This is a genomic window from Streptomyces sp. NPDC001508 (genome assembly GCF_040298665.1).
Taxonomy (GTDB): domain Bacteria; phylum Actinomycetota; class Actinomycetes; order Streptomycetales; family Streptomycetaceae; genus Streptomyces.
Window position 1 is genome coordinate 354,208 of sequence record NZ_JBEPAP010000002.1, and the last position, 22,953, is coordinate 377,160.

Here is a 22,953-nt window from a genome sequence, read left to right on the forward strand (position 1 = left end):
CGACTGGCCAGTGTGCCTTCAGAGCGCGACCAGGAGGCGGTGTCCAAACCATCGACGGAAGATCGCGGTGCCCCGTTATAGGGGCAGTGCGGCCAGCGTTGCTGCCGTTCGGCGTGGCGGCCTCATCTTCGAGGCCGCCACGCCGAACGGCTCGGAGCCGTCCCGGTATCTACAGGTCGGTGCCGCTGGCTTCCTTCAGGATTTCGATGCTCTCAGGGTCCTTCGGCTCGGAGCGTCGGTACTGGGGGTGGCCAAGGTCCATCTGAAGCGCGGCGTGGAGCGGGGCCGGGTATCGCGTCCGGTCTGACCAGGAGAGCGCCTGGTGACAAAGCCGCGCCGCGGCAACCGCGAGAATCTCTCGGTCGTAGCCGTCCCGCGTGTGCATCGGGGTGATCTCCCTGGTGGTCATGCTGTACCAGGGTGCGTTCAGTTCGTTCTCCTTGCGCTCGTCGGCATTCTTCGATGCTTTCCCCGGGTCGGCGCGCCAGCGGGTCTTCCACTGCCCATGGCGCTTCTTGCCGTAGTTGCGGGGTTCGGTGAACAGGAACCAGGGGTGGCCTTCGGGCCGGGCTTCCGGGTAGTAGAGGTCGCTGGAGGTCTTGAGCGGGACGGTCTTGCCGTTCTTCTGCTTCTCGGTGACGGCGACCAGACGGGGCATTTCCGCCTGCGCGCAGTTCATGCGGATGATGCTGACCGGATTCCAGGACGGGGGCAGTCCGCTTGCGGGGAGCCAGAGGCGCGGGTCCCCGGGATCTTTTCCGAGGCCCTGCTTGTTGTTGTGGAGGCCGGGCCATACACGGCGGCTGGCGTGACCGTCGATCATCAAGGCGTAGGGCAGGCCGTCGAGTTCGTCGTGGAGCTCTTGGAGGGCGGTGCGGACGTCTTCACCGGCCTGTGCCCAGCGCTGGATTTCGCCGTCGCCGTTTTCAGTGTGAAGAGGGTAGTTGGCGGCGTGGAAGTTGCTCTGTGCGAGGGCGTAGTGCTCCCACTGCGGGTGGATGTTGCTCCAGCCGATCATGCGCCACGGGCCGCCGGGTTCAGGGGAGGGGATGATCACGCTGGCGGTGATGATCCTTTTGGGCTGGCCCTTGTACTTGCGGTCCGTGGCCTGCTTGCGGATGTGGATGCCGCAGAAGGCCATGCGGGGTAGCGGGTAGGGGTCGTCGCCGGGGTAGAGGGCACGCTCGAAGCGGTCGTCCACGACCCCGCACGAACGGTAGAGGTCCAGCAGACCCATGTAGACGCGGTGATCCTCGAAGGCTTTCGCGGGCCTCTTGATGATGGTGAAGGTCTTGGTGAACGGGTCGTACTCGCGGCCGACGAGGAATTGGGACGGCACTGCAGCCTTGGCGAGCTCCCGGACGACTTGGTGCTTGGCGTCGTTCTCCGCCAGGGCGGTCTTCACTTCGGCGGGCTTCATGCCCTCGTGTTCCTCGCCGCGCACCGGGATCTCTGTTTCACACCAGGCGGCGAGGAGGACGCCGGGTTCTGCGAAGGTGCCGGCGATCCTTTGGGCGTCAGTGGCGCGCTGAGTGCCGGGGCCGTGCTCCAGCAGGGCTTCGGCGTTGCAGAAGACAGCTTCGATGCCGTCCGCGAGCGGGAAGGACTTCTTTCCGCCAGGGTCCGGATCGATGCCCTCCGGGTCCAGCCCGTAGGGGTGGGCGAGACCGTGGATCATCCGCGTGAGGGTCGCGTCGCGGTACCACAGGCACAGGATGCGGAGTTTCTTGTATCCGGCCGCTTCGATGGAACGGCGAATACCCTCCGGGGAGGGCTTGCCGATGAGATCGACGTATTCGCCATCCTGCTTCTTCTGTTTCTTCTCTTTCTCCTGGGCAGCGGTGGCGGGCTCGTGGGAACGCTTACCGAAGACATTCCCCTTCGACTTCAGGTCGAGCAGGGAGACGGCGTCACCGAAGACTCGCTGGATGTGTTCCCGCAGCAGGGAGAGATGGTAGATGCCGGCGCCGGTACCGACAGCGAAGGAGTCCGTCTTCGGCATGGTCGGCCTGATCGCGCCAGGAGGAGGAGTCAGGATGTCGATCCTCTTGCCATTTTCGTCCCTGGCGTTCAGGCGGCTGCGCTCACCGGCGACGCGTTCCTCGATGGCGTTGAGCGATGACCGGTCGGCGTCCATCTTCGCCAGGATTTCCAGCGCGTGCTTGTTCGTCTGCCGCAGACCGCGCCCATCCAGGGACACAGACATGATCGGCCGGTCTGTTCCCTGGTCCACGAGAACGGTGCTGGCGTGGATCACCGTGTTGTTGATGCGCCGGATGTGAGCGTCAAGATTCAGGACGGGGTTCGGCTCGGCCGTGTAGGTGGCCATCTTCACCGACAGGCGGGACAGCGCGTACTGGACTTGACTGCGGGTGGGGTTCTCGGGACGGGCCTTGAGCGCTTCGGCGAGGTCGACCGGGTGGGCGAGGGTGGCGAAGACCGGGCCGATGGGCTGTTCCCAGGCGATCAGGTCACCGTTGCTGATGGGCCGGTACTGCACGGCCGCGACGTTGTCGGAGGGCTGCCAGCCGACGGTCCTGTGTTTCACCTGGCCGTTCGTCGCCTCGTACGCCTCACGGACCGGCTCGACTTCCCGGTCGAGGAAGGGCTTTGCCGCCAGCTTCTTGGCGATGTGCCACTTCACCGCCTCATAGGCCCAGCTGTCCGGACTGGCGGGCTTGCCGTCTTCCTCTTGGAGGATGTTCTTAGCCAGGCTTCGGCGCTCAGGAGCGACGTCCGCGACCAGTCGGGCCAAGGTGGGTGGATCCATGAAGGGGATCTCATCCAGAGGAATCCGGCGGACGATGCCTTCCAGGTAAGTGAAGACCGTCCTGAGGGCGTCGGGCTCCACGGGGTTGAGCGTCACCATGAAGGCCAGGTACTTGTCCAGGTAGACGTAGCCATCGGTGATCTGCTGGAGCACGGTGACAGCGATGGAATAGGGAACCAGGAAGGGGTCGGATTCCTGGACATCCTTGATCCATTTCGCGTTCTTTGAGGCCGTGCTCCCCAAATCCCGCCAGGCCATGCGGATGGGCGAGTGGTAGTCGCCGAAGTCCCAGACCAGGGCGGTCATGCCGTCCAGGAGCTCGGGGGTGCACCGGATCGATGTGGTGTGCGCGGTGAGATCCCGCTGCGTGTTGCTTCGCCCCATGAGCGGGGGTACCTCGTCTCTCGGTCTCTCCGTTTGGGAGAGGATGCGGGTCCGTCTCCGCCGCGGCAAGGCGGAGACGGGCGTGGTCAGTTCAGAGCGTCTCGCGGTCGAGCCCTGCATAGGTCAGGAATGCCTGAAGCGCTTGACCGTAGAGCTCATTCATGATGTCGCGCTGTTTCGGAGTCCAGTCGCGGTAGATCTGTTCGATGATCGTGGCCAGGTCGGAGCTGAACTTCTTGTCGTGGATGGAGTGGTCCACGATGTGGAGGGTCATGTCGGTCTCGCCCCGCCGGGCACGGCCGGCGAGCTGGATGAGCAGGACGAGCATTCCTGCGACGAGTTCCTTGCGCAGGTCGTGGTCCATGTTGGAGAACCGGGCCGGGGAGCGAAGGATCTTGGTGAGTTGCTTCCAGGAGGCTTCGCCTGCTGCGCGCAGGACGGCCAAGGGCTCGTCGCTGCCGCCGGCGGGAAGGGTGTTGTAACCGGCGGCGTTGACGCTTGCGTGCAGCCAGTCGGTGTCCTCGATGCTCAGGACAGGCCGGACGCACAGATAGATGTCGCGGACTGCCGAGCGCGTTCCGACGACGATGTTCAGGCCCCGGCCGATGACGGCGAGGGGGGCGATAAGGATCTCTCCGCGGTCGGGGAACTCCTTGAGCTCTTCGCGGACCATCCGGTCCACGTGGGCAGGTAGGTGCTCCTCGTAGTTCTGTTTCTCCGGCTTCTTCACCAGCAGGCAGATCCGGTGGTTCAGCCCGTCGGCCTGTGCCACCCCGGAGGCGAGGTAGGCGGCCTGCTCATAGGAGTTGACGGCGAGGATGACGCGGGCCCGTTCCGGTTCGTGCTTCTCCAGGCGGGCCAGGCGCTTGGCGAGCTGCTGCTCGTACAGGCCCCGGCCGAGATCGCGCAGTGCGTTGGGCTTCAGCTCTGGCGGGAGACCCCCGATCCTCATGGCATCCCCGCTGCTGCCCCGTACAGGCGTGGCGAGGGTGACGATGGACTCCGGACGGGTGTCGGGGAGCCACCAGCGGACCGGGGCATGGATGTGTTCCTGTACGGCCTGTGGTAGGTAGGCGGTGGCGGACAGGCCCATGACGGGACGCTGCACGCCGGCCGCCAGCAGGGCGGTGAGGCCGCCGAGTTCGCTGACGAAGGTGTGCGGATCGCCGCCGAAAGAACGTGACAGGAGTTCCGCTTCCTGCTCCTTTTTGTCCATGCCCTTGACCTGGTAGCCGTGGATGGAGCGGCCCAGCATGGCCAGGGGGTAGAGGGTGGCGACCGTGCTGCTGCGCATGCTTTCAAGGATCTTGCGGACCGATCCCAGGTCGAGATAGCGCAGGGTCTGGGCCTGCATGCGCAGCTCGTCCAGCGCGCTGTCGAGTTCCCGTAGCACGGTGCGGGTGATCAACAGGTTCACCACGGCGGCCTGCTGATGCGCATCGGGCACGTGCTCACGCAGGAGCGTGCGCATCGCGTCGCGAGTGTCGGTGAGGTGGTCCTGGCCGCGCTGCGCGGTGAGGATCGTCAGGGCTGTTTGGATGGCGTCCCAGTCGGCTCCGTCGGGAAGCTTGGCCTCCTCATCCGGTCCGGCCGCGTACCAGCGGGCGGGCATGATCTCGTCGAGGAAGGCGAACAGCTCGGGCGGAACGTCGTCGGCCGCGGTCTGGTGGGGGAACAGGAGCTGAAGGATTTCACGGTCCCTCGAGCGGGCCAGGCGCCAGCCGGTGTTGTCGCGGCTGGCCCCGTCAGGGCTGTCCGCCTCGTTGCCCGGGTTCAGCCTGAGCCCGCTGCCTGAGCAGAGCCACAGCAGCAGCATCTCGGCCATGAGCCGCGCGTGGCTGACCGGCGCTGCAAGGGACATCTCATGGACGACGGGCAGGTTCCTGGCGTCCGAGTCGATCTCCCGCAACGCGGTCGTCCGTTTCCGGGAAGCCAGAGTGAGCTCCGAGGTACAGCGGCTGATGGCGGCCGTCTGGAAGGCATCGATCTCATCGATCACCAGCGCATCGCAGGCGCGCAGCGTCATCTCCAGCACGCTCATGCCCCTAGTGCCACGTGCCTTGCCGCGGAACTCCTGCCCGTCCAGGACGACGCCGATGCGTGTGCGGCCTTCCAGGAGGTTGGCGTGGTTGGTGACGATCACGGCCGCGTCGGTGGCCCGGTAGAACTGCTGGAACTTGCCGCACACCGGGGCGAAGGAGCAGGTGAGCCGGGTGGAGCCGGTGGCCGGAGAGGTCAGCGAGGTGCAGTTCTCCTCCCCGTACGGATACAGGGTGGGCGGGTCCATCAACGCCCGCTGCGCGCAGCCGGCCGACAGCAGCGCGATGTCGGTCCTGGCGCGCCGGTCCCATTCGTCGATCTGGGTGGAGGTACCCAGGGCGGCGTAGTCCATGGCCCGCCGGTGCATGCTCGACGGGGACATCAGCGGAGTGCAGTGAGCGGGCTCGGCTAGGTGCTTGTTCTTGTGCAGATAGGCCAGGTCGTTGTTGATGTCCCAGGCCATGTCCAGGGTGGCGCGGACATCGGTGACGGCGAGGGCGATTCGCCGGTCGTTGAGCGCTGCCCAGGACGCCATGACCCGTACGAGTACCGTTTTGCCGCTTCCCGTGGGGGCGTTGAGGACCTGCAGGTCTCCGGACGTCAGGTCCAGTTCGGTCAGCTCGCCGTCGGTCGTCTTCATTGCCTTGAAGAAGCGCTTGAGCACCTTGTGCAGGTAGGCGACGCTCTTGTCCTGGCCGCTAAGGATCTTGGCGACATCCAGGAGTTGGTTCACTGTCGGCGCGACCCGGTCGCGCTGCGGGCGGGTGTGCACCTGCGGGAGCACCTCGTGGCCGGGCGCTTCAAGGAAGCCGGGAGTCGCCTGGATATGGATCTCCCTGCTGGTCGTGCCGTGCTCTTGGCCCAGGTAGGCCGTCCTCGTCTTGAGGGTTCCTGGGCCCGCGAACGCCTGTGCCTTGGGGCGCTTGCCGAAGGTGAAGAACGGCCCGGTGACGCGTTGTGCGTATCCGAGGAAATCCCCTCCCACCCTGGGGATCGCCGCCTCGGCCAGCTGTGGGTCTCCGGCCGGCAGCCGCAGCGAACCTCCCGACCTGTCCGCGAGGTCGGGATCGGGGGCCAGGGTGCCTAGGAGCGCGAGGACGGCGGCCCTGAGTTTCTTCGCATCCGTCCATTCGGGAGCCATCAAGGCCATCACCTGACGGATCAGGTTCCGCTCGGCCACTGGCAAGCTCGCCCAATCCGACCAAGCCTGCGGCTTGCGGTGGGCGAAGAACGTGGCTTCTTCGAAGCCGGCCAGGATGCGCCCCTCGTCGTCCTTGCGGGGAAAGTAGTGCGCGGCCAGAGCGAGTGCTCCAGCCAGGCCGGCTTCCTTACCCGTCATCTCCCCGCTCACGCCTGGCCCTCCTTGATCTGCGTGATGACCATCTCGAGGTAGTCCGTCGCGGTCATCGCCGCCTTCATCCTGTATGTGCGGCACACCGCATGGAGCTGGGCCACCTGGTCCTGGCGATGGTCGGGCACTACCAGGTACTCGGCGCCGCCCTTATCGCCGCCGTCCATATGAAGCTTGCTGACCAGGTGATTCGGCCAGGTGTAGTCCTTGAAGTCAGCAGGAAAGTGCGGCTGTTCGCTGCCTTCGCGGGTGATCCACAGGTCACACTGGTCCCCGTTGGGCCACAGATGTGATGTCCAGGCGGTTCCCTCCAGGGCCGCCGCGGCGGCTCGGTGCAGGGCCAGTTCGGGTAGGCCAGGGATGACGGTGTAGCGCCACACCGGCCGTACCAGCGCCATGTACTCTGCGGCCGGCTTAGCCTGCGGCACGTGCGGTACGGCCCCGGTCCATAGGCGTGCGAACCGGCCGGATGGGACCCGGCATTCGAACGTCGGACTCAGTTCGGGGGCCGACTTCTTCCGGGCGGTCACGACGAACTCGTACGACGCGCCCGTCTCCTCGTGCCAGGGGTACAGACACCGCACCCTGCCCCTTGTACGCGCGCCGGTGCGGGCAGCTGTCACCTTCATCGGCCACTTGCAGGCGGGGCAGGGCCACCACCAGCCGTTGAACTGCGCGTACTGGGCGATCGGCTTGTAGAAGTCGTTCGCCCGGGACGGCAGCTTGAGCTCCGCGAGACTGCCCGCCGGCACCGTCGGGTTCTCAACCAGCGTGGAGCGGTGCCTCTGGTAGAAGGAGCCCTTGATCGCGCTGAAGACGGCTTCCTGGCTGTACTCGTCATCCAGCTTCGGTTTCGTTACCTGCCCGGTGAACTTCCCGACCTTCTGCGCGGCCCGCAGGACGCGCTGGGCTTCGTGCCGGAAGTCGAACCCGTCCTCCGTGGCAACGCCCTCGCTGTCCATGAGCCGCACGCCAGCGAGAGCCTCGCTGTCGATCCAGTCGGGCAGCAACCCTTCCAGGGAGCCAGCCCGGTCGCCAGTGAGCCTGCCCATCAGTTCGTCGAACAGGATCAGGTGCCCCGGGCCGCATGCCGCCATCAGGATGCCGTGGGCCTCCATGAGGCGGTCCAGGCGTCTCGGCCCGTCCAGTCCCTCGCCGACCATCGCGTGCTCGCACACGGCGAACGCCTTGACGATTTCCAGCAGTGCGTGAGTCTGCTGAATATCCGTTGTGTCGTCAGCTTGCATCACGTGCCGGACCCTACGGCAGGCCACTGACAATGGGCCCTGGGAATCCCGAGGGGAGTTCAGCCAGAGCTCTCGTCGAGGCCCTCGGTGTCGATGCTGGGATACAGGCCGCGGTAGGCGTCGAGGTGGTCGGCGATGTGGCTTCGCCCGGAGTCGGTGAGGAACCACCGGTACGGTCCGTGAGTCGCTCCGTCGGGGTGCCGCAACACGATGAAGCCCCGGCTCGGGGTCCGTCCATCAGGGCTTTGTCCCACCGCCAGGTAATGCGGCCCACGCCCGGCGAGGCTGCCGTCCACCCCCTGCGCTCCGGCGCGCGCGACCCGGACCATGATCTTCCAGAGCCACAACGACAGCAGCGGCGCAGGTGGTCCTGCTTCCCGGGGAGCCCCGAGGGCCGCACGGGCCACCGCTCGCCCGTGCCGGGTCATCTCCACCCGGGTACGGGGGATATCCCCCAGACCGTCGACATACAGCCGGTCCCGGTACACGACGATCAGGCCACGCCGCTCCAAAGCGGCCACCGACGATCCAGCTCCTGGGTCATGTACCCCCGCTGCGCGCAGCCCCTCCTGAATGCGGGTGTACCCGACTACATCAGACGAGGCGGAGACTGCCAACGTCATGCGCCGCCATTCGGCTGCCGGTCGCTGTTCCGCTCCCACCAAGCGGGCCTGCCGCTGTTCTTCCTCTACCTCCTGGTCGTGACGGAAGATGCACGTCAGATAGGTACGTTGCCGCTCGTTGAGGGCCCTCCATACAGCCATCGACTCCTCGGAAGGCTGACGGGGACGTCGGACGGGAAGCACTGGGAGAGGGTCCTCCGGGCGGCTGCGGCGCCAGGCATCCATCACCACCCGGTCGGGGACTCTATAGACCTGGGCGATCATGTGCGCCACTCTCCCCAGGGTCTCGGGAGATCCCCACATCCAGCCGCGCACACGTCTGCCGCGTTCAAGATCGCGGATCTTCTCGGCGCTGATATGCAGACCGTGTGCACCACGCTTGCGTCGTAGAGCTGAGGCGGCCTCTTCCGTGCTCAAGCCAGCATCACGACGCAAGTCGGCCAGGCTCTCGGTACCCGGTTCGCGCCCTGTCAGATCCTGCGCACCACATCGCAGAACCTCTAGCAATCGGCCGAAAGCTCGGTCACCAACAGTCCGTGTTCCCGCTTCCCAGTGGCGTACAGCACGTGGCGTAACCCCTACAGCCTCGGCGAGCTGTTCCACGCTCATGTCTCTGAACAGTCGTTGGCGTTGCAGGGCCTGGGGACGGAGGGACTGTGCCATACCGGAAGCAAAACGTAGTGAACAGTTCACTGCAACTATTCACGACGGGGCGATCCTGATCCCGGCCAAGGCGGTTGCGGGCAACTACCGTCCAGAGCTTGGGGCCATCGCTGGTCGCCCCTCAGGACGCGCGCGGTCTGTGCCTCTCGGTCGCAGGGCCGGCCAGCGAAGGAGCCGTGGTGCACGACAGGGTGGCGAGGTCGCTCCGGTCTTCGCCGTCGTCGGCCACGCCGAAGGGGACCGTCCCCGTAACGTGTTCTCGTCGGTGGACGCCTCCGTGCACCTCGGTGACCAGTCCCCCAGCGCCGTTGGTCGGCGCCTGCCCAAGGGGATGCGGCCCGAGATCGCGCCGGGTCTGGAGGGCGCTGACCGTGATCTGGCGATCCGGCTGCTGACCCGCCCCGAGGGTGCACCGTGGTGGAGTCTGAAGTTGTACGGCTCTCAGTCGTACGACGGCTACCGTTCCGGCAGGGCGGACCACCCCGCTGTGGGCGAGCTGCCGCCCATCCTCGTCGACTCGCTCGGGGAGCCGGTGGTCGCGGCCTGGACGTCGCCGGAGGGCGACCAGCGGTGGTATCTCATCCCCGATGCCACCCGCTGGGAGAGCGTCCTTGGCTGGCTGGTGCACCGGGCACTGCCGGAGTACGTGCCCGCAGCGCTGCGCCGGGCCAGGTCACCGTTCTTCATCGACCCCGATCTGCAGACCGTCGGTGAGCAGAGCGCTCGCGACGCGCTGGAGGACCTGGAGGCGCGGTACGCGGCCGATTCTCAGGCTCATGTGCCCTCGTGGGTCAGCTCGCTTCAGGACCACGCCCCCCAGACAATGACCGCCGCGGCTGCAACCAGGGCGACCGAGACGGCCCAGACGATCGCTGTCCGCGCAGAGGTTTGCTGGGCCCCTCCGCTGACTTCGGCTCGCGCTGATCCACGATGGCGCGCGACCGCAATAGGCGCCGTGACGGTCACAGAGGAGTTGTCGCCCGTGATGATGTTGATGCTTTGGAGTGCTTGAGCGACCTGGTCCGGTGTCGGATCTTTTTGCCCTTGTGGCATCGCGGCCCGCAACTCCCCGACGAGCTGGACGAGTCGCGTGCGGACCTGATCCAGAATGCCCTCCAGGGCTGACGGGTGCACAGCCCAGTACAGCCTGAGAACCTGCCTGGGCGAGTTCTGGCTCATGAACACGGCCAGGTCGGCAGCCATGGCCGGACCGAGCTGCACAGTCTGGCCAGGATTTCCGGCGATGAGGGACTCGATCTGGCCGACGCCCTGCCCGAGGCGAAGTTCGCCGCCCAGGCTGTCACGGGCGAAGTCCGGCAGGTCGAACATGCTGACCGGCTGCTCCCGAAACTGGTACATCCCAGCGAGGCCATCCATCACCAGGGGGGCTGAGATTCTCCGGTAGTCGGGAATCGGCACGTCCGTGCCCTCGTAACCCTGGAGTTCCCGCAGCGCCCAGGCCCGCAACGGTTCGGAGTGAGCGTGCCCGCCCAGGGTGATCACCTGGCGCAAGATCGGCGCGAGCGGGCGGCTCTCGTCGAGGACGTCGCCTTCCAGTCTGTCGAGGCGGCTTCGGCGGAATCTCACTTCACGGCCACGGTGACGATGACGCCAGCAACCGTCCCCAGAGCGGCGATGGCACCCCAGATGACCGAGGTGCGGTGCCACCAGGGCTGCGGAGTCGCGGGCGCGGGTTCATTGACGTTGGCGCTCGCGGTGCCGCCGCGGTCCGCTTTCGCGTTCGGCGCCACGATGTTGAAAGTGGAGCCGTCGCCTCCTGTGATGTTGAGGGCCTGTTGCGCGGCCGAGTTGATCTGGTCGGGGTTCGGGTTCTGCTGGCCCGGGGGCATGGCTGCTCTCACTTCCGCGACGAACTGGGTCAGACGTGTTCTGATTTGATCGAGGACGCCCGCGATACTGGCGACGGAGACGTCCCAGTGCAGAGAGGTGATCTGGGAACCTTCGTTTCCCTGCTGATGCTGCTCCTGCGTCATCAGTAGGGCGTAGTCGGCAGAACCGGGCGGGCTCAGGCGTACCGACGCCCTGTCGGTGCGGGCGACCAGCGCTTCGAGTTCCCGTACTCCTTGTCGGATCGGCGCGCTCTCCCCGATGCCGCGATCCTGTGCGTGTTGAGGTAGTTGGTTTGGACTGACCCGCTGGGTATTGTCCCGAATGATCTGACCTGGAAGGTAGAGATCGACCACGACTTCGAGCGCGGCTGGCACCTTCCGGTAAGAGGGCAGCTCATCGGACGCCGCGTACCCCTCCAGCTCTTTCAGCGCCCATGCGCGCAGCTCATCATGGCGCGCGTAGCCGGCCAACATGAGGCACTGCCGGAGCGCAGTGGCGAGAGAGGCAGCGTCGTCTAGGACGGCGCGCTCAAGCTGCTCTAGTCCTCGGACGTCGGGTGTCGTCACGGCATCCAGTTTGCACGGCCCCACTGACAACACCGGTCGGATTCGTTGTCCTGGTGCGAGGATCCAGCCTGGAGCAGTGGAACCGGGCGTTCACCGGAGACCACACCCGGGCCCTCGGCCGGCCCACCCAACAACCAAATGGGCCCCCGACTCCGTCGGCGGCCCATCGCGAAATATCGAGGCTCGGGGGCAGCGGTATTTCCGGCGGGCCGGGATGACCTCGCGTATCCCGCTGCCGGTCACGAGGTCACGCTTCCCGCTTGGCGTCGATCTCGGCGATCAGCGCCTCGATGCGGGTCTTGATCTCGTCGCGGATGGGGCGTACGGCCTCGACGCCCTTGCCCGCCGGGTCTTCCAGCGCCCAGTCGAGGTACTTCTTGCCGGGGTAGATCGGGCATCCGTCGCCGCAGCCCATGGTGATGACGTAGTCGGACGCCTGGACGGCCTCGGTGGTCAGGGTCTTCGGCTTCGCCTCGGAGATGTCGATGCCGACCTCCTTCATGGCCTCGACCGCGGCGGGGTTGACCTGGTCGCCTGGGATGGAGCCGGCGGAGCGGACCTCGATCCGGTCGCCCGCGAGGTGGGTGAGGAATCCGGCGGCCATCTGCGAACGCCCGGCGTTGTGGACGCAGACGAACAGCACGGAGGCGAGCGGCCTGGAGGACATTGGTTCTTCCTTCGTAAGTGGATCAAGAGGGTGATGAGGGACGGTCTCAGGCGCTCGGCAGCGAGTCGAGCAGTTCGGTGATGTGGGCGTCGATCTCGTCGCGGATGCTGCGGGCGACGGCGATCAGGGCACCCTCGGGGTCGGTGACGGGCCAGTCCAGGTAGCGGCGGCCGGGGACGATCGGGCAGGCGTCGCCGCAGCCCATCGTGATGACGATGTCGGCGCCCTGCATCCGGCGCGCGCATCGTTATACTCCGGATCTCCGCTTTCGAGGACGCGGAGTAGGGACGCCGTGACAACACGCGTCTTACGGCCGATGCGTAGCACACGGCACGGAAACTGCCCGTTGCGGATCAGGTCGTATCCCTTGGCCCGTGAGAATCCCAGCGCCTTTGAGGCGTCCTCCACGCTCCCCGTTCCGTCCCAGGTGGCGCGGATGTGAGCGGGGCTATAGCGAGGGCCCAGAGTCTCTTCGATCTGCGTGTGCATTCCGATTACTTTCGTCTTGGCGGGTAGCCCGTGCCGGGCCTACGGACACCGCATGCGCCCGTCATCGCGGTGACCGTCAATCCTCCGCGTTATCGCCGGTTTGGCTAACCGGCGATTTGGGGCTATGTTGCCTCGCTCGCCGTGGAGGGGCCCACTCTGACAGCCTGAGGCACGATGCCGGAGAGGAGTCGGCAGAGTCCAGCACTACACTGCATTGCCTAGCACTGTGACGAACGGTTACCACGGATGAGTTGGGTGTTGTATGGGTCGCAGTTCGCCCCGTTGCACCACTGCAGGTCAATCGGGGTCTGGCTCTTCGGGGTCAGGCCCCCTAATTTTCACCGTGCTGGATAGGTGCTGGATTTCCTGACTTCTCGTCACCTGCCGTCAACTCCGCATCTGCTGTACTGTGCTGGATTCGTGCTGGACGCCGACGAATCACGGGTACCACCGGCCTGCGTGCTGCACGCCGGGGCAACTGACCCGGTCGATCGGGCCTCCGGCACACTTTCTTCACGTGACTCGCGCCGGTTGCGGAAACAAAGCTCTGCCTGTCCGACGTTGTCGATCTCCTATGCGATAACGGGGGTGGTCGGCTTGAAGTTGTTCCGGACGGACGCATCGCAATGCGGAGTGAGCGAGGTCATGCCGCGTCTTGCTGAGGTCGAGGCAGATGTGCAGGGTCTCGTCGAGGCGCACATGGAGACGCTGCTAGGCGTCCGTTTCCTGGCGAGTGAGTACGGCACCGGGCCGGTCCACAAGGGCCGGATCGATTCGCTCGGGCTGGACGAGAACGGATCGCCGGTCATCGTCGAGTACAAGCGCGGTGTCGACGCCGGCGTCATCAACCAGGGCCTGTTCTACCTGGCATGGCTAATGGACCACCGTGCCGAGTTCGAGCACCTGGTCCGCGACCGGCTAGGGGTGACGGCCGCGTCCCAGGTCCTGTGGACCGGTCCGCGTCTGATCTGCATTGCCGGCGATTTCACCCGCTACGACGTGCATGCGGTGCGCGAGCACCGGCGGTCGATCGACCTGGTCCGCTACCGATTCTTCGGCACCGACCTGCTCGGGCTTGAGACCGTGGCGTCCGTGAGCGGCGATATGCAGGTGGTACGCCGAGGGCGCCGCCAGGCGGTTGCTCGGGCAGCAGCCGATGCCCAGGACGCGTCGATGGTGGAGCTGGCGAGGGCGGTCGATGAGGCACTGCTCGCGCTCGGAGACGGTGTGAACCGCGTCGAGCGCAAGACGTACCGGGCGTATCAGCGGCTGCGGAACTTCGCCTGCCTCTGTCCGCCCCAGCGGAGCAAGCTGCTGGTCTACCTGAAGGTCGACCCGAAGGATGTCGACCTCGTCCCGGGATTCACCCGGGATGTCTCCGGTCTCGGTCATCACGGGACAGGTGATCTGGAGGTGCAATTGCGTACCCCGAGGGACGTGGAGCGGGCGCAAAGTCTGTTCATGGCGAGTTACGCGGCGGCGTGATCGCTGGCGGGTCTCTCGGCCGTGCGTGCTTCCTGGGTGGCCCGTGCCCGTCGGGTGATGCCTTTCGACGTAGGGGCAGTGAGGTGCTCGTAGTCGGCGACTACATCGGAGACAGCACCCGAGCTGAAATCGCCTACGCCCGGTCGCTGGGCAAGCCCGTGCGGTTCACGCACCCCGAAGTCGACCCCTACGCCTGACCGCCCACCCCCACACCCTCCGCAGGCGCCGACCGCTGGGCTGGCGCGCTACTTCGTCGCGATGACGTAGACGCTGCCCCACTGGCGCTTCGGGTTGGCAATGGTGGGGTCGAACGTCCAGGGTTCGACGGTGGTGAAGCCGGCCTCGGTGAAGAGCTGGACAAGCTTGTCGTGGTCGTAGGCCCACAGGTGCGGGGTGTACGTGGGGTCGTCGTCCTGGTCTCGGAAGACGAGATTGACGAGGTCGAGGCGGGTGTTGATGTCGCTGAGGCCGTCGCGCTTGGCATACCAGCGCCGGATCATCTCGTCGGAGTCTTCCAGGGCACCGGGGTACTCGCTCAGGGCGAAGGCGGCGTCGGGGACACCAGTGACGATCCGGCCGCCCTGTACAAGGACTCGGTGCGCCTCTCGGACATAGTGCTTCGCGGAGCGTGGGTAGTCGATGTGCTCCAGGAAGTGCTCGGAGAAGATCTCCTCGGCGCTGTCGTCCTGAAGGGGTATGCCTTCGCGGATGTCCCAGAGGAGGTCGGCCGGCGGGACGAGGTCGATGTTGAAGAAGCCGTCGACGCGGTGGGTCCCGCCACCGATCTGGACCTTGGCGGGCTTGTCGTCGATGCGGCCGTGGGGCCAGGCGTGGCGGCTGGCGTGGTGGTAGCGGTGGAGTTCGATCTCCTTGGCGGCGGCCCGAAGGGCGCGGGCGAGGCCGTGGGTGGTGGCGGGGTCGGCGAGGACGGTTTCGATCTGCTCGCTGAGAAGGTCGACGGAAGGTACACCGAAGGGACTCATCACGGGGCTCCTGTGCGAGAGTGCTTGTGATGGGTGGATCCGCTGGTGGCTCAGGCGGCGCTAGGCGCGGGGGACCACTGGTTGTTGCGCATGAGGGTGTACTTGATGTCCACCAGTCGCGGGGCGATGGTCAGCGAGAGCTCCTCGGCCGGGTGCAGGTGGCCGGCCTCGTCTTGCTCGGCGCGCCAGACGCGGTAGTCGAGGTTGGGGTAGGCCGGGTTGATGCCGACCTCACCTTTGGGCATCGTGCCGTTGAAGGGGGCGACGATGTCCATGTGGTTCCAGTAGTTCCAGGCTTGCAGCGCCTTGTGCTGGTCGAAGTAGAAGTAGAAGTCGGGGTAGCGGCCGAATGTGCGCAACTCCCGGTGGATGAGATGACCCAGCAGAGGGCCGAGCTGGGTGGCCAGCGAGTCGAACTCCCAGCGCGTGTGGTGCCAGTCTTCGGGGGCGTCGCCGGGTGCGAAGAGGCGGGCTGCGGCGAGATAGCTGATCCGCTCGACCAAGTACGCGCTCGCGTGGCTGGCATCGATGGTCGGATCGACTCGGTGGATGAGCGCGGAGAGCTGCTTCGGGCGGGGCCGGAACCTCGTCAGGTCGAACTTCCCGGCCATGGCGGGGAAGGCGGCGAACAGCATCTCCTTGTATAGCCAGTTGTTCAGCTCACCGAGTTCGGCCAGGCGTCGGGTCTGGTGCGAGACCGAGTGGAGCATCAGGTATTCGGCGACCGCTTCGAAATACAGGTAGCCGAGGATCGGCAGGCGGGGGATCGTCTCGTCAAGCAGCTTGAGGAACGGATCGGCGCCGACCCTGATGCCCTGGTAGGCGACGGCGGCAGCGGTAGCGAGGAACGCGACCGAGTTTTTGACCCGGCTGACGACGGTCTCGCGCAGATGGTGTCGTTCGTTCTTGCTCAGCAGATATTCGAGGTGGCTGTAGATCTGCAGGTGGATGAGGCCCAGCCGCAGGTAGTCCACGCCGGCGAGCCCGCGGTACACCTGAGGCGGGGTGTCGATCTCGAAGATCAGCGGGGTGGGGACGCGGCCGGTGACGCCGAGCTTGGACAGGAAGGTCGGCGCTTCCTTGGTCAGGACGTAGGCGCCCAGGTTGTGCATGCGGAAGCCCTGGTCGGTCGCGGTGAGAGGCGCGCAGTAGATGCTTCCGACGAGGCAACCGCCCGACGGGTAGAGCACCCCCTGCCGGCTGATCTCCTCCAGAGCGTGGGTGACGTGCAGCAGGTGCAGCTTGCCGTTGCCGCTCAGGGCCTCGAAGAGGGCGTTCCGCCGCAACAGGTGGCCGTTCGGAGTGTCCTCGGCGAGCCGTCTGTCCCAGCCTGCGGCCTGAGTGGCGAGCGGGTCGCTGTCGTCGGAGGGGTTGGGGATGAGGGTGGAGTCGAAGAAGGCGTGGGCGTCGGCCCACAGGTGGTAAGCGTCGAGAAAGTCCATGGCTAGACCAGGCCCTTCTCGGCGAGCGCGTAGCGGACGGCTGTGCTGCCGCTGGCCCCGGCGAGGTGCGCCCGCTCGGAGACGAGGACCAGGTTGAAGGCGAGACCGCGTAGCTGGTCGAAGGCGGGCTCGCGGACGTACCGGGCGTCCGGCCACCACTTCAGCTTCGGCAGACGGTAGCGGTCCAGGGCATCGGCGGCCTTGACCACGTCGGTGATGCGCTCGGCCCGGGCGTGGTCGGCCTTGTCGTCCGCGGTGAACGCTTCGTACGGAATGTCGTGCAGGCGGATGGCGGTGCACGCCTGCACGATCCGTCGGGGTATCGCGGTGAGGCCGAAGTGGCCCCAGACGGTGTCGGCGTTCGCAGCGAGCCAGATGGCCGCGCGGGCGCCGTGTCCGCGGTCGTCCTGGTCGTGGCGCCGCTGGCAGTCGTGGATGGCGGCGGCGATGATCGCGGTGGTGGCGTCGGCATCGCCGAGGCCGTTCGCCTCGGCGAGGAGGGCGGCGAGCGCCGCCGTCCTCATGGCGTGCCGGACTCCGTGGAGGGAGGTGTACAGGCGAGGGTCTGCCCACCATCGGGTGGGCAGATCGCCGTGCGCGAGCAGCTCCTTCGGCTGCGGGCGCAAGGCTGGCTGTGGCGCCGGCGGGAGGTCGGGCCTGTGGTCGCTGATCCACGCGACGGTGGCGTGATCCATGTGCTGGTGGAGCGGGAGCTGCCCTTGGGCGGCCAGGTCGATCAGACTTGCGGTCAACGGGGTCGTGCTCATTCGTGCCCACCCCCTTGGTGGTTTCCGCGGTGATGTTCCCTACCGGATCGGCGCGGCCTGTTGCTCGCGCTCCCTGCGCTCCTTCTCGGCGGCCTCGAAGGCTGCGGTGAAGTCGGTCAGCTCCTGCTCCGTCATCAAGGTCACGCCGAGTGCCGTTGCGACGTCTGTGATCTTGGCCTCAGCCTCGGCGCGGGTGGCGTCCGGGGCGCCGTCCTCCAACAGGACCTCGAACTCGGCGTGGTAGCCCCACGCCTCACTCCACTTGACCGCGATCTCGACGCCGTCGAGGCGGAAGTTGTGACGAAAGTTGAACGCCTCGTGCATCGTCGTCTCGAACCCGAGGGCGTTGAAGACCTTCACCGCAGCGGGAACGTCGGCTGGAGCGATGGCGAACTCGGTCTCCGAGAAGGCCGCGCCCTGCCCGATCTTGCTCCCCTTGAGTGTGATCTTGGCGGTGCCGGCAGCGGTGTTGTCGGTGACCTTGAGGAGCTGGTCGGGGAGCACGTAGAAGTAGATGTGCTTGTCGTCGGGGCCCAGGTCCTCCCCGTCCGCCTTCAGACGGGTGACGAGCTGGTCGTGAACCTCCATGGTGAAGCGGGCGCGCATCTCGATCTCGACGGCCACGGGACTGCTGCCTCCTCGTTTCAGGCATGGCGAAGCCAGCCGGACGCTGCCGTGCGGGGCCTGTCCGGTCGGGCGATCGCTATGGGGTTGGTGGTCGAACGCGGGGCAATGCGGCCGATGCGGTCCCGGCCGCATCACCCCGGTGGATCGGTGGGTTTCAGCCCAGGGCGCCGAAGCGCTCCTGGACGACACCTGAGTGCAGGTAGGTCGGCAGCTGGATGCCTCCCACTGACGTGCGGCCGGTGGCGACCTGCTCCTCCGTCTCGCTGGGGAAGCCCTCCAGCAGACGGAGGCACTGCTCGGCCCACTCACGTGAAGCGGGCCAGTCCCCCAGGTCGCGGTGGCGCGCCGCCAGGGCGTACGCGGTCTCGGTGGCCGCCCACAGGTCGGTCGTCAGCTCACGCTGGAAGATCGACTCCAGCTCGTCGGTGGAGGCCAGGCGGGTCTGGTTGGTCATGGTGCCCTCTCGGTTCAGACGGTCGTGCCCCAGTGGTGATCAACGCGACGGCGTCCCCGCAGTGACGCCGTGACCCGCTGTTAGTAGGTGTAGATCTCGGCCAGCGTCTTGTAGTCCTGCAGCTCGCCCTTGTCGAACCACAGCTCCACCTCCTGCTTGGCCTCCTCCGCGTTGCCGGAAGCGTGTACGAGGTTCGCGACTGCCTTGCCAGAGGCGATGCTGGCCGCTGCGCTGTAGTGCGAGAAGTCGCCCCGCACCGTGCCGGCCGGAGCCTGGTTCGGGTACGTGCTGCCGACGATCTTGCGGACGGTGGCAATGGCATCGAAGCCCTCCAGCACCAGGGCGATGACCGGGCCCTGCTGCATGAACGTCGACGTGACGTTGTAGACCTCCGAGCCCAGCCGTTCCTCAAGGTCGAAGTAGTGCCGACGGGTGAACTCCTCGTCCATCCACTTCATCTTGGTGCCGACGATCTTCAGCGCGGCGTCCTCGAACCGCGCGATGATCCTTCCTGCCAGGCCACGCGCCAGCGCATCGGGCTTGAGCAGGACGAGCGTGCGCTCGACGGTGTGTACCTCAACCTCGGACATGGCTCCCTTTCGCCTTGCCAGCAAAGTCTTATGACGGTCAATCATCCATCACTAATTGAGGTTACCGGCGCCGCCCGGGGTGCTCGGGCGGGCGTGCAATACCCCGGATGGGTGGACGTCGGCATGGCGTCGCTGACCAGCCAACCGAGGTGACCGATCTAGCCAACTTCGCCTCCCTTGTCGTCCGCCGGTGATACGCACCTAGAATCCCCACGTGATCGTCTGGTGCACTCGTCCCTTCTGTGGCCTGCCCAAGGGCTGAGACTGTGGCGGGTGTTTGCCTGGCTCCTGCGACTCTGATTCTTCCGACGCTCCAGCTGCGTGACCATGCAGTGCCAGTGCGGTGGGAGTGCACCTTCCGCGCGCAGGTTCCTGCACCAGAGCGACGATGAGGGGACAGCATCATGGACGTGGTCGAGCGCTGGACCGGCCGCTACGCCTGCCTGCTGCAGTCCGCCCTGCGCCTCGGCAACGAACAGTTCGCCGCGCACTTGGGTATCGCCGTGAGAACCGTGGCCGCTTGGCACTCCGACGCCTCGGTCGTCCCTCGCAGGGAGATGCAGCAGCTCCTCGACACGGCCTACGAACAGGCTCCCGCGGCTGCGCGGCAGCGCTTCGCGCTCCTGCTGGCGAACGAGCGGGGCCCGACAGATTCGACACCGTCAGGCGCCCAGGCGCTGCGTGTGGCCATCGCTGTGGTCATCCGGAACCGAGATGTACTGCTCGTGTGCCGGCGCGACGACGACGCCGCCGGGATCACCTGGCAGTTCCCGGCCGGTGTCATCAAGCCAGGAGCCAAGGCGGAGACCACCACCGTGCGGGAGACCTTGGACGAAACGGGTGTCCACTGTGCGGTCCGGCAGCGCCTTGGGAACCGGCTTCATCCCGTGACCGGCGTGCTGTGCGAGTACTTCCTGTGCGAATACCTGGCGGGCGAAGCCAGCAACACCGACGCAGTCGAGAACATCGACGTCATGTGGGTCCCAAGAAACTCGGTCCCCCGCTTCATCCCCGTCGATACGATCTTCCCACCCATCCTGGCTGTCCTGGAGGAGCAGACGTGACGCAGCAGAACGCGGAGGAGCAGCCGGGCATCGCCGCGGCCATCGTCGTCAGCGAGGGGCGCGTGCTAATGGTGCGGCGCCGGGTCAGCGAGGGACAGCTCTCGTGGCAGTTCCCGGCCGGCGAAATTGAGCCGGGCGAGACCCGCGAAGACGCCGCCGTACGAGAGACCCATGAGGAGACCGGGGTGGAGGTGGCCGCCGTGAAGCTGCTCGGCGAGCGGATCCACCCGAAGACGGGTCGGTTGATGTCGTACACGGCCTGCGAGGTGGTGGGCGGTACTGCCCATGTCGCGGACGCCGAGGAGTTGGCTGAGCTTGCGTGGGTCGCCCATGACGATATTCCGCAGTACGTGCCATATGGGCTGTTCGAGCCGGTGCAAGAGTATCTGGACGCAGTCATGGCAACCTGAGTGGTTCCAGCTCAAATGGATGATCTCTTGAGCTCGAGTAAGTGCGTTGGCATCAAGGCTGGAACCGGTGTGGCTATGACGTCGTCAACCGGACCCAGCGTGACGGCCCGAAATGGCCCCACTTTGTGAAGACCACCGACGGGTGATGGGGCCCCGGCGCGGCCCGGAAACCGCCGACCTCCCGGCCCGGCCTGCCGTGGGAGTGACGCTTAATGCCCCACGACCTCACGGAAGTCGTGATTCTGTTACTCCAAGCGCCACCGTCCAGCACTGGGGCGGGGTGGCGGTCAGGGTCAGGCGTGGGGAGAGGCCAGAGGTGAACGAGGAGAGGTTCAGCGAGATGGCGGGCCAGCTCGCCCGAGCCAGCTTGGATTCGTGGCGCGCGGGAAACCGAGCCTTCGCAGTGCTGCATTGCGGCATCGGGTGCGAACACATTCTCAAGGCCCTCTTGTGCCGCCACGACCCGCTTCTCATCTCAGAGAAGGGCGACCGGGCCCACCGCTTCCATGCCCTCGGATTCGGAAACGCGCCAGGAGTCAAGCCGCTGGCCGAGGCTCGAACCATCGGCATCACGGAAGCGTTCAGGGACGCGACAGTCTTCATGGACGGACGTATGCCCCTCGACGAGCGCGGCTTTCATCCGGTCGCCGCATCACGCAACGGCGTTGCTCATTACGCGCACCACAGCGAAGAGTCTGCGGCCGAGGTAGTCAAACTCGGTCTCCAGGTCATCGAAGCCGTACGCGCCGAACTGTGCCTCGACTCCTCCACCTTCTGGGGCGAGTACCAGTCCGTCTTCACGAACCTGGACAAGGTCGCCGACCTGCCGAGCCAGAAGGGCCAGAGCGACCGGCCGGCCATCGAAAGAGCGACCGAGGACCTAGCGTTTCGCCAAGCCCAGAAGGTCTTCAGCGAGCTCACCACAGCCGCCCGGACGGCTCAGTCGGTCATTTCATGGTGGGCTGAGGCGCGGCACGCCGACGTCCAGGAAGCTGTAGCCCGCCCGACCTTGAGCGCAGCCCTGCTCACCGCCCTCGACTCCGCTGGGGACCGGATAAGGGACGCGGCGAGAGAGCTTCTCGTCGCCTACGACATAGTCCCCTACACCTTCCCGCTCGAAGCTCCGCCCAGCCCTTCCGAGATCGAGCAGCGGGCGCGGACCGCAGTGATGGTGAAGGTTGTACTCGCATCGAGCGTGGGCGCCGCCATCCGTCGCGTTCACAACGACTTCCCTGCCTTGTCCATCGCGCCGATCCTGGCTGAAGTCAGCGCTTCAGGGCGTCTACTGGAAGACGCCCAGGCGAAACCCGGCACACGCCGCTGGTGGCATAACTGCCCGGCCTGCGGATACAGCGGCAACGTCTACGGTGACCTGGAGCCCATGGGCTGCTCCTGCGAAGGGGAGTGGGACACCTGCCCGCACTACGACCGGAACGAGGGGGTGGGAAGTATCCAGTCGTTCCTCTGCCCGTTCTGTGGGCTACTTCTGAATCACAGCCCTGAGCTGGCGGCGGCCGGCGTCGCGCCCGAGACGGCAGTGCCCTTGGACGCGTCACCGGCGAGTGGGTGACATAGAACCACCGCCTGCGCCAGGACGGCGTGCAAGATTCGCCGGACAGACCCTAAGCGTCACGAACACCAATGTCAGTGGCATCGGCGACGATGGCCCCGCCCGGCACCACACCACCCCTTGGTCTGAGAGGACTCCTCGTGGCCCAATCCTTCACCGTGCAGCTGACCTTCGGCAGCCACCGCATCGAGAACGTCACCTTGCAGTGGGGGGTTGGGATGGGCGGCGATACGCGGAGGGACGCTCCCAGCTGGGGCACTGACATCGAAGTCCCGGCTGTGATTGAACTCCTCGATCTGATTACAGCTGGAGCGATCACTGCCGAGCAGGCCCGAGACAAGCTGGACCGTCTGACAGCCGCAATCAAAGAGCGGATGGATCGCGAGTATGAGGAGATGATCGAACTGATGGAGCAGCCCACGCCTCGTGCGGTGCGCGAAAAGATTCGCTTCGATGACCGGTGGGTGTATGTCATATCGACCGACGGCACCCCTGGCTCAGTCAAGATCGGCGTTGCGAAGGACATAGCAATGCGGATCAAGTCGTTGCAGTCAGGCTCCGCGACCAAACTGGAACTTCTCTGGAGCGCTCGCGGTGGGTTCCCTCTTGAGCGCTACCTGCATGAGCAATTCAACGCCAGGCGCACCCACGGGGAGTGGTTCGACTTCGAAAGCTGCCCCGACCCCGTCAAAGAGATCAACGAGGCCGCTCACGCCTTCCTCCAGCAGTTCGCCGAGGAAGGCTCCACAAACCCCTAAGTCCACTGGACTCGTGCATGCCACCCGCGGTGGACTGCTTCATACCGTCGGTGGTCTTCACAAAGTGGGGCCATTTCGGGCCGTCACGCTGGGGCCGGTTGACGACGTCATAGCCACCGGTGCGTGGCTGCTGGAGGCAGACCTCAACCTCG

The 22,953-nt window shown here is 66.2% G+C and carries 19 protein-coding genes and 2 pseudogenes; 5 read left to right on the forward strand and 16 right to left on the reverse strand.

From position 1 onward, the window contains the following. Nucleotides 1-169: 169 nt before the first annotated feature. The 10 genes and pseudogenes from ABT245_RS03790 to ABT245_RS03835 form a co-directional block, all read right to left on the reverse strand. Nucleotides 170-3,076 carry an RNaseH domain-containing protein gene (locus ABT245_RS03790; RefSeq protein WP_351728170.1) on the reverse strand — a complete coding sequence of 969 codons (2,907 nt, stop codon included), beginning with the start codon at nucleotides 3,074-3,076 and terminating at the stop codon, nucleotides 170-172. A 169-nt stretch (nucleotides 3,077-3,245) separates the two neighbouring features. Next, nucleotides 3,246-6,545: a hypothetical protein gene (locus tag ABT245_RS03795; protein WP_351728171.1), complete on the reverse strand. Its 3,300-nt coding sequence runs from the start codon at nucleotides 6,543-6,545 to the stop codon at nucleotides 3,246-3,248. Further along, nucleotides 6,542-7,792, reverse strand: a complete 1,251-nt coding sequence (locus ABT245_RS03800) for a restriction endonuclease-related protein (RefSeq protein ID WP_351728232.1) — start codon at nucleotides 7,790-7,792, stop codon at nucleotides 6,542-6,544. The genes ABT245_RS03795 and ABT245_RS03800 overlap by 4 nt, the downstream gene beginning before the upstream one ends. Nucleotides 7,793-7,851: 59 nt before the next feature. Next, entirely contained in the window at nucleotides 7,852-8,313 is a 462-nt protein-coding gene (locus tag ABT245_RS03805; protein WP_351728236.1) for a hypothetical protein, read from the reverse strand. Between the two features lie 588 nt (nucleotides 8,314-8,901). Beyond that, nucleotides 8,902-9,078 (reverse strand): annotated as a pseudogene (locus tag ABT245_RS03810) (helix-turn-helix domain-containing protein); the annotation flags it as partial. 801 nt (nucleotides 9,079-9,879) lie between these two features. Beyond that, complete coding sequence (locus ABT245_RS03815) at nucleotides 9,880-10,665, reverse strand: AbiTii domain-containing protein (RefSeq protein WP_351728173.1); 786 nt, start codon at nucleotides 10,663-10,665, stop codon at nucleotides 9,880-9,882. Beyond that, nucleotides 10,662-11,495 carry an AbiTii domain-containing protein gene (locus ABT245_RS03820; protein WP_351728174.1) on the reverse strand — a complete coding sequence of 278 codons (834 nt, stop codon included), beginning with the start codon at nucleotides 11,493-11,495 and terminating at the stop codon, nucleotides 10,662-10,664. Before ABT245_RS03820 ends, ABT245_RS03815 begins: the two co-directional genes overlap by 4 nt. A 247-nt stretch (nucleotides 11,496-11,742) precedes the next feature. Further along, nucleotides 11,743-12,162, reverse strand: a complete 420-nt coding sequence (locus tag ABT245_RS03825) for an arsenate reductase ArsC (protein ID WP_058082590.1) — start codon at nucleotides 12,160-12,162, stop codon at nucleotides 11,743-11,745. A gap of 46 nt (nucleotides 12,163-12,208) precedes the next feature. Continuing rightward, a complete protein-coding gene (locus ABT245_RS03830; RefSeq protein ID WP_058082591.1) occupies nucleotides 12,209-12,394 on the reverse strand; it encodes a low molecular weight phosphatase family protein in 186 nt (61 codons plus the stop codon). Nucleotides 12,395-12,438: 44 nt separating this feature from the next. Beyond that, a pseudogene (locus ABT245_RS03835) lies at nucleotides 12,439-12,651 on the reverse strand (helix-turn-helix domain-containing protein); the annotation flags it as partial. Nucleotides 12,652-13,239: 588 nt separating this feature from the next. Between ABT245_RS03835 and ABT245_RS03840 the strand changes: the two are divergent. Beyond that, entirely contained in the window at nucleotides 13,240-14,136 is an 897-nt protein-coding gene (locus ABT245_RS03840; RefSeq protein ID WP_351728233.1) for a DUF5655 domain-containing protein, read from the forward strand. A gap of 245 nt (nucleotides 14,137-14,381) precedes the next feature. Here the strand turns inward: ABT245_RS03840 and ABT245_RS03845 are convergent, their stop codons facing one another. The 6 genes from ABT245_RS03845 to ABT245_RS03870 all read right to left on the reverse strand — a co-directional run bounded on the left by ABT245_RS03845 (nucleotide 14,382) and on the right by ABT245_RS03870 (nucleotide 18,999). Continuing rightward, nucleotides 14,382-15,119 (reverse strand): class I SAM-dependent methyltransferase, encoded by a 738-nt coding sequence (locus ABT245_RS03845; protein WP_058082593.1) that lies wholly within the window; start codon nucleotides 15,117-15,119, stop codon nucleotides 14,382-14,384. Between the two features lie 50 nt (nucleotides 15,120-15,169). After that, nucleotides 15,170-16,561 carry a hypothetical protein gene (locus ABT245_RS03850; RefSeq protein ID WP_058082594.1) on the reverse strand — a complete coding sequence of 464 codons (1,392 nt, stop codon included), beginning with the start codon at nucleotides 16,559-16,561 and terminating at the stop codon, nucleotides 15,170-15,172. A 2-nt stretch (nucleotides 16,562-16,563) separates the two neighbouring features. Continuing rightward, nucleotides 16,564-17,328 carry a hypothetical protein gene (locus ABT245_RS03855; protein WP_351728177.1) on the reverse strand — a complete coding sequence of 255 codons (765 nt, stop codon included), beginning with the start codon at nucleotides 17,326-17,328 and terminating at the stop codon, nucleotides 16,564-16,566. Between the two features lie 39 nt (nucleotides 17,329-17,367). Continuing rightward, nucleotides 17,368-17,952 carry a hypothetical protein gene (locus ABT245_RS03860; protein ID WP_058082595.1) on the reverse strand — a complete coding sequence of 195 codons (585 nt, stop codon included), beginning with the start codon at nucleotides 17,950-17,952 and terminating at the stop codon, nucleotides 17,368-17,370. 157 nt (nucleotides 17,953-18,109) lie between these two features. Then, nucleotides 18,110-18,409 carry a hypothetical protein gene (locus ABT245_RS03865; RefSeq protein ID WP_058082596.1) on the reverse strand — a complete coding sequence of 100 codons (300 nt, stop codon included), beginning with the start codon at nucleotides 18,407-18,409 and terminating at the stop codon, nucleotides 18,110-18,112. 80 nt (nucleotides 18,410-18,489) lie between these two features. Continuing rightward, complete coding sequence (locus ABT245_RS03870; protein ID WP_058082597.1) at nucleotides 18,490-18,999, reverse strand: nucleoside-diphosphate kinase; 510 nt, start codon at nucleotides 18,997-18,999, stop codon at nucleotides 18,490-18,492. A gap of 404 nt (nucleotides 19,000-19,403) precedes the next feature. Between ABT245_RS03870 and ABT245_RS03875 the strand changes: the two genes are divergently transcribed. From ABT245_RS03875 to ABT245_RS03890, 4 genes are all read left to right on the forward strand, one after another. Continuing rightward, nucleotides 19,404-20,063: an NUDIX hydrolase gene (locus tag ABT245_RS03875; protein WP_058082598.1), complete on the forward strand. Its 660-nt coding sequence runs from the start codon at nucleotides 19,404-19,406 to the stop codon at nucleotides 20,061-20,063. Next, on the forward strand, nucleotides 20,060-20,473 hold the full coding sequence (locus ABT245_RS03880) for an NUDIX hydrolase (RefSeq protein WP_351728180.1): 414 nt from the start codon (nucleotides 20,060-20,062) through the stop codon (nucleotides 20,471-20,473). Before ABT245_RS03875 ends, ABT245_RS03880 begins: the two co-directional genes overlap by 4 nt. Before the next feature lie 316 nt (nucleotides 20,474-20,789). Continuing rightward, nucleotides 20,790-22,043, forward strand: a complete 1,254-nt coding sequence (locus tag ABT245_RS03885) for a hypothetical protein (RefSeq protein ID WP_058082600.1) — start codon at nucleotides 20,790-20,792, stop codon at nucleotides 22,041-22,043. 140 nt (nucleotides 22,044-22,183) lie between these two features. Then, nucleotides 22,184-22,801: a GIY-YIG nuclease family protein gene (locus ABT245_RS03890; protein ID WP_058082601.1), complete on the forward strand. Its 618-nt coding sequence runs from the start codon at nucleotides 22,184-22,186 to the stop codon at nucleotides 22,799-22,801. Nucleotides 22,802-22,953: the final 152 nt, after the last annotated feature.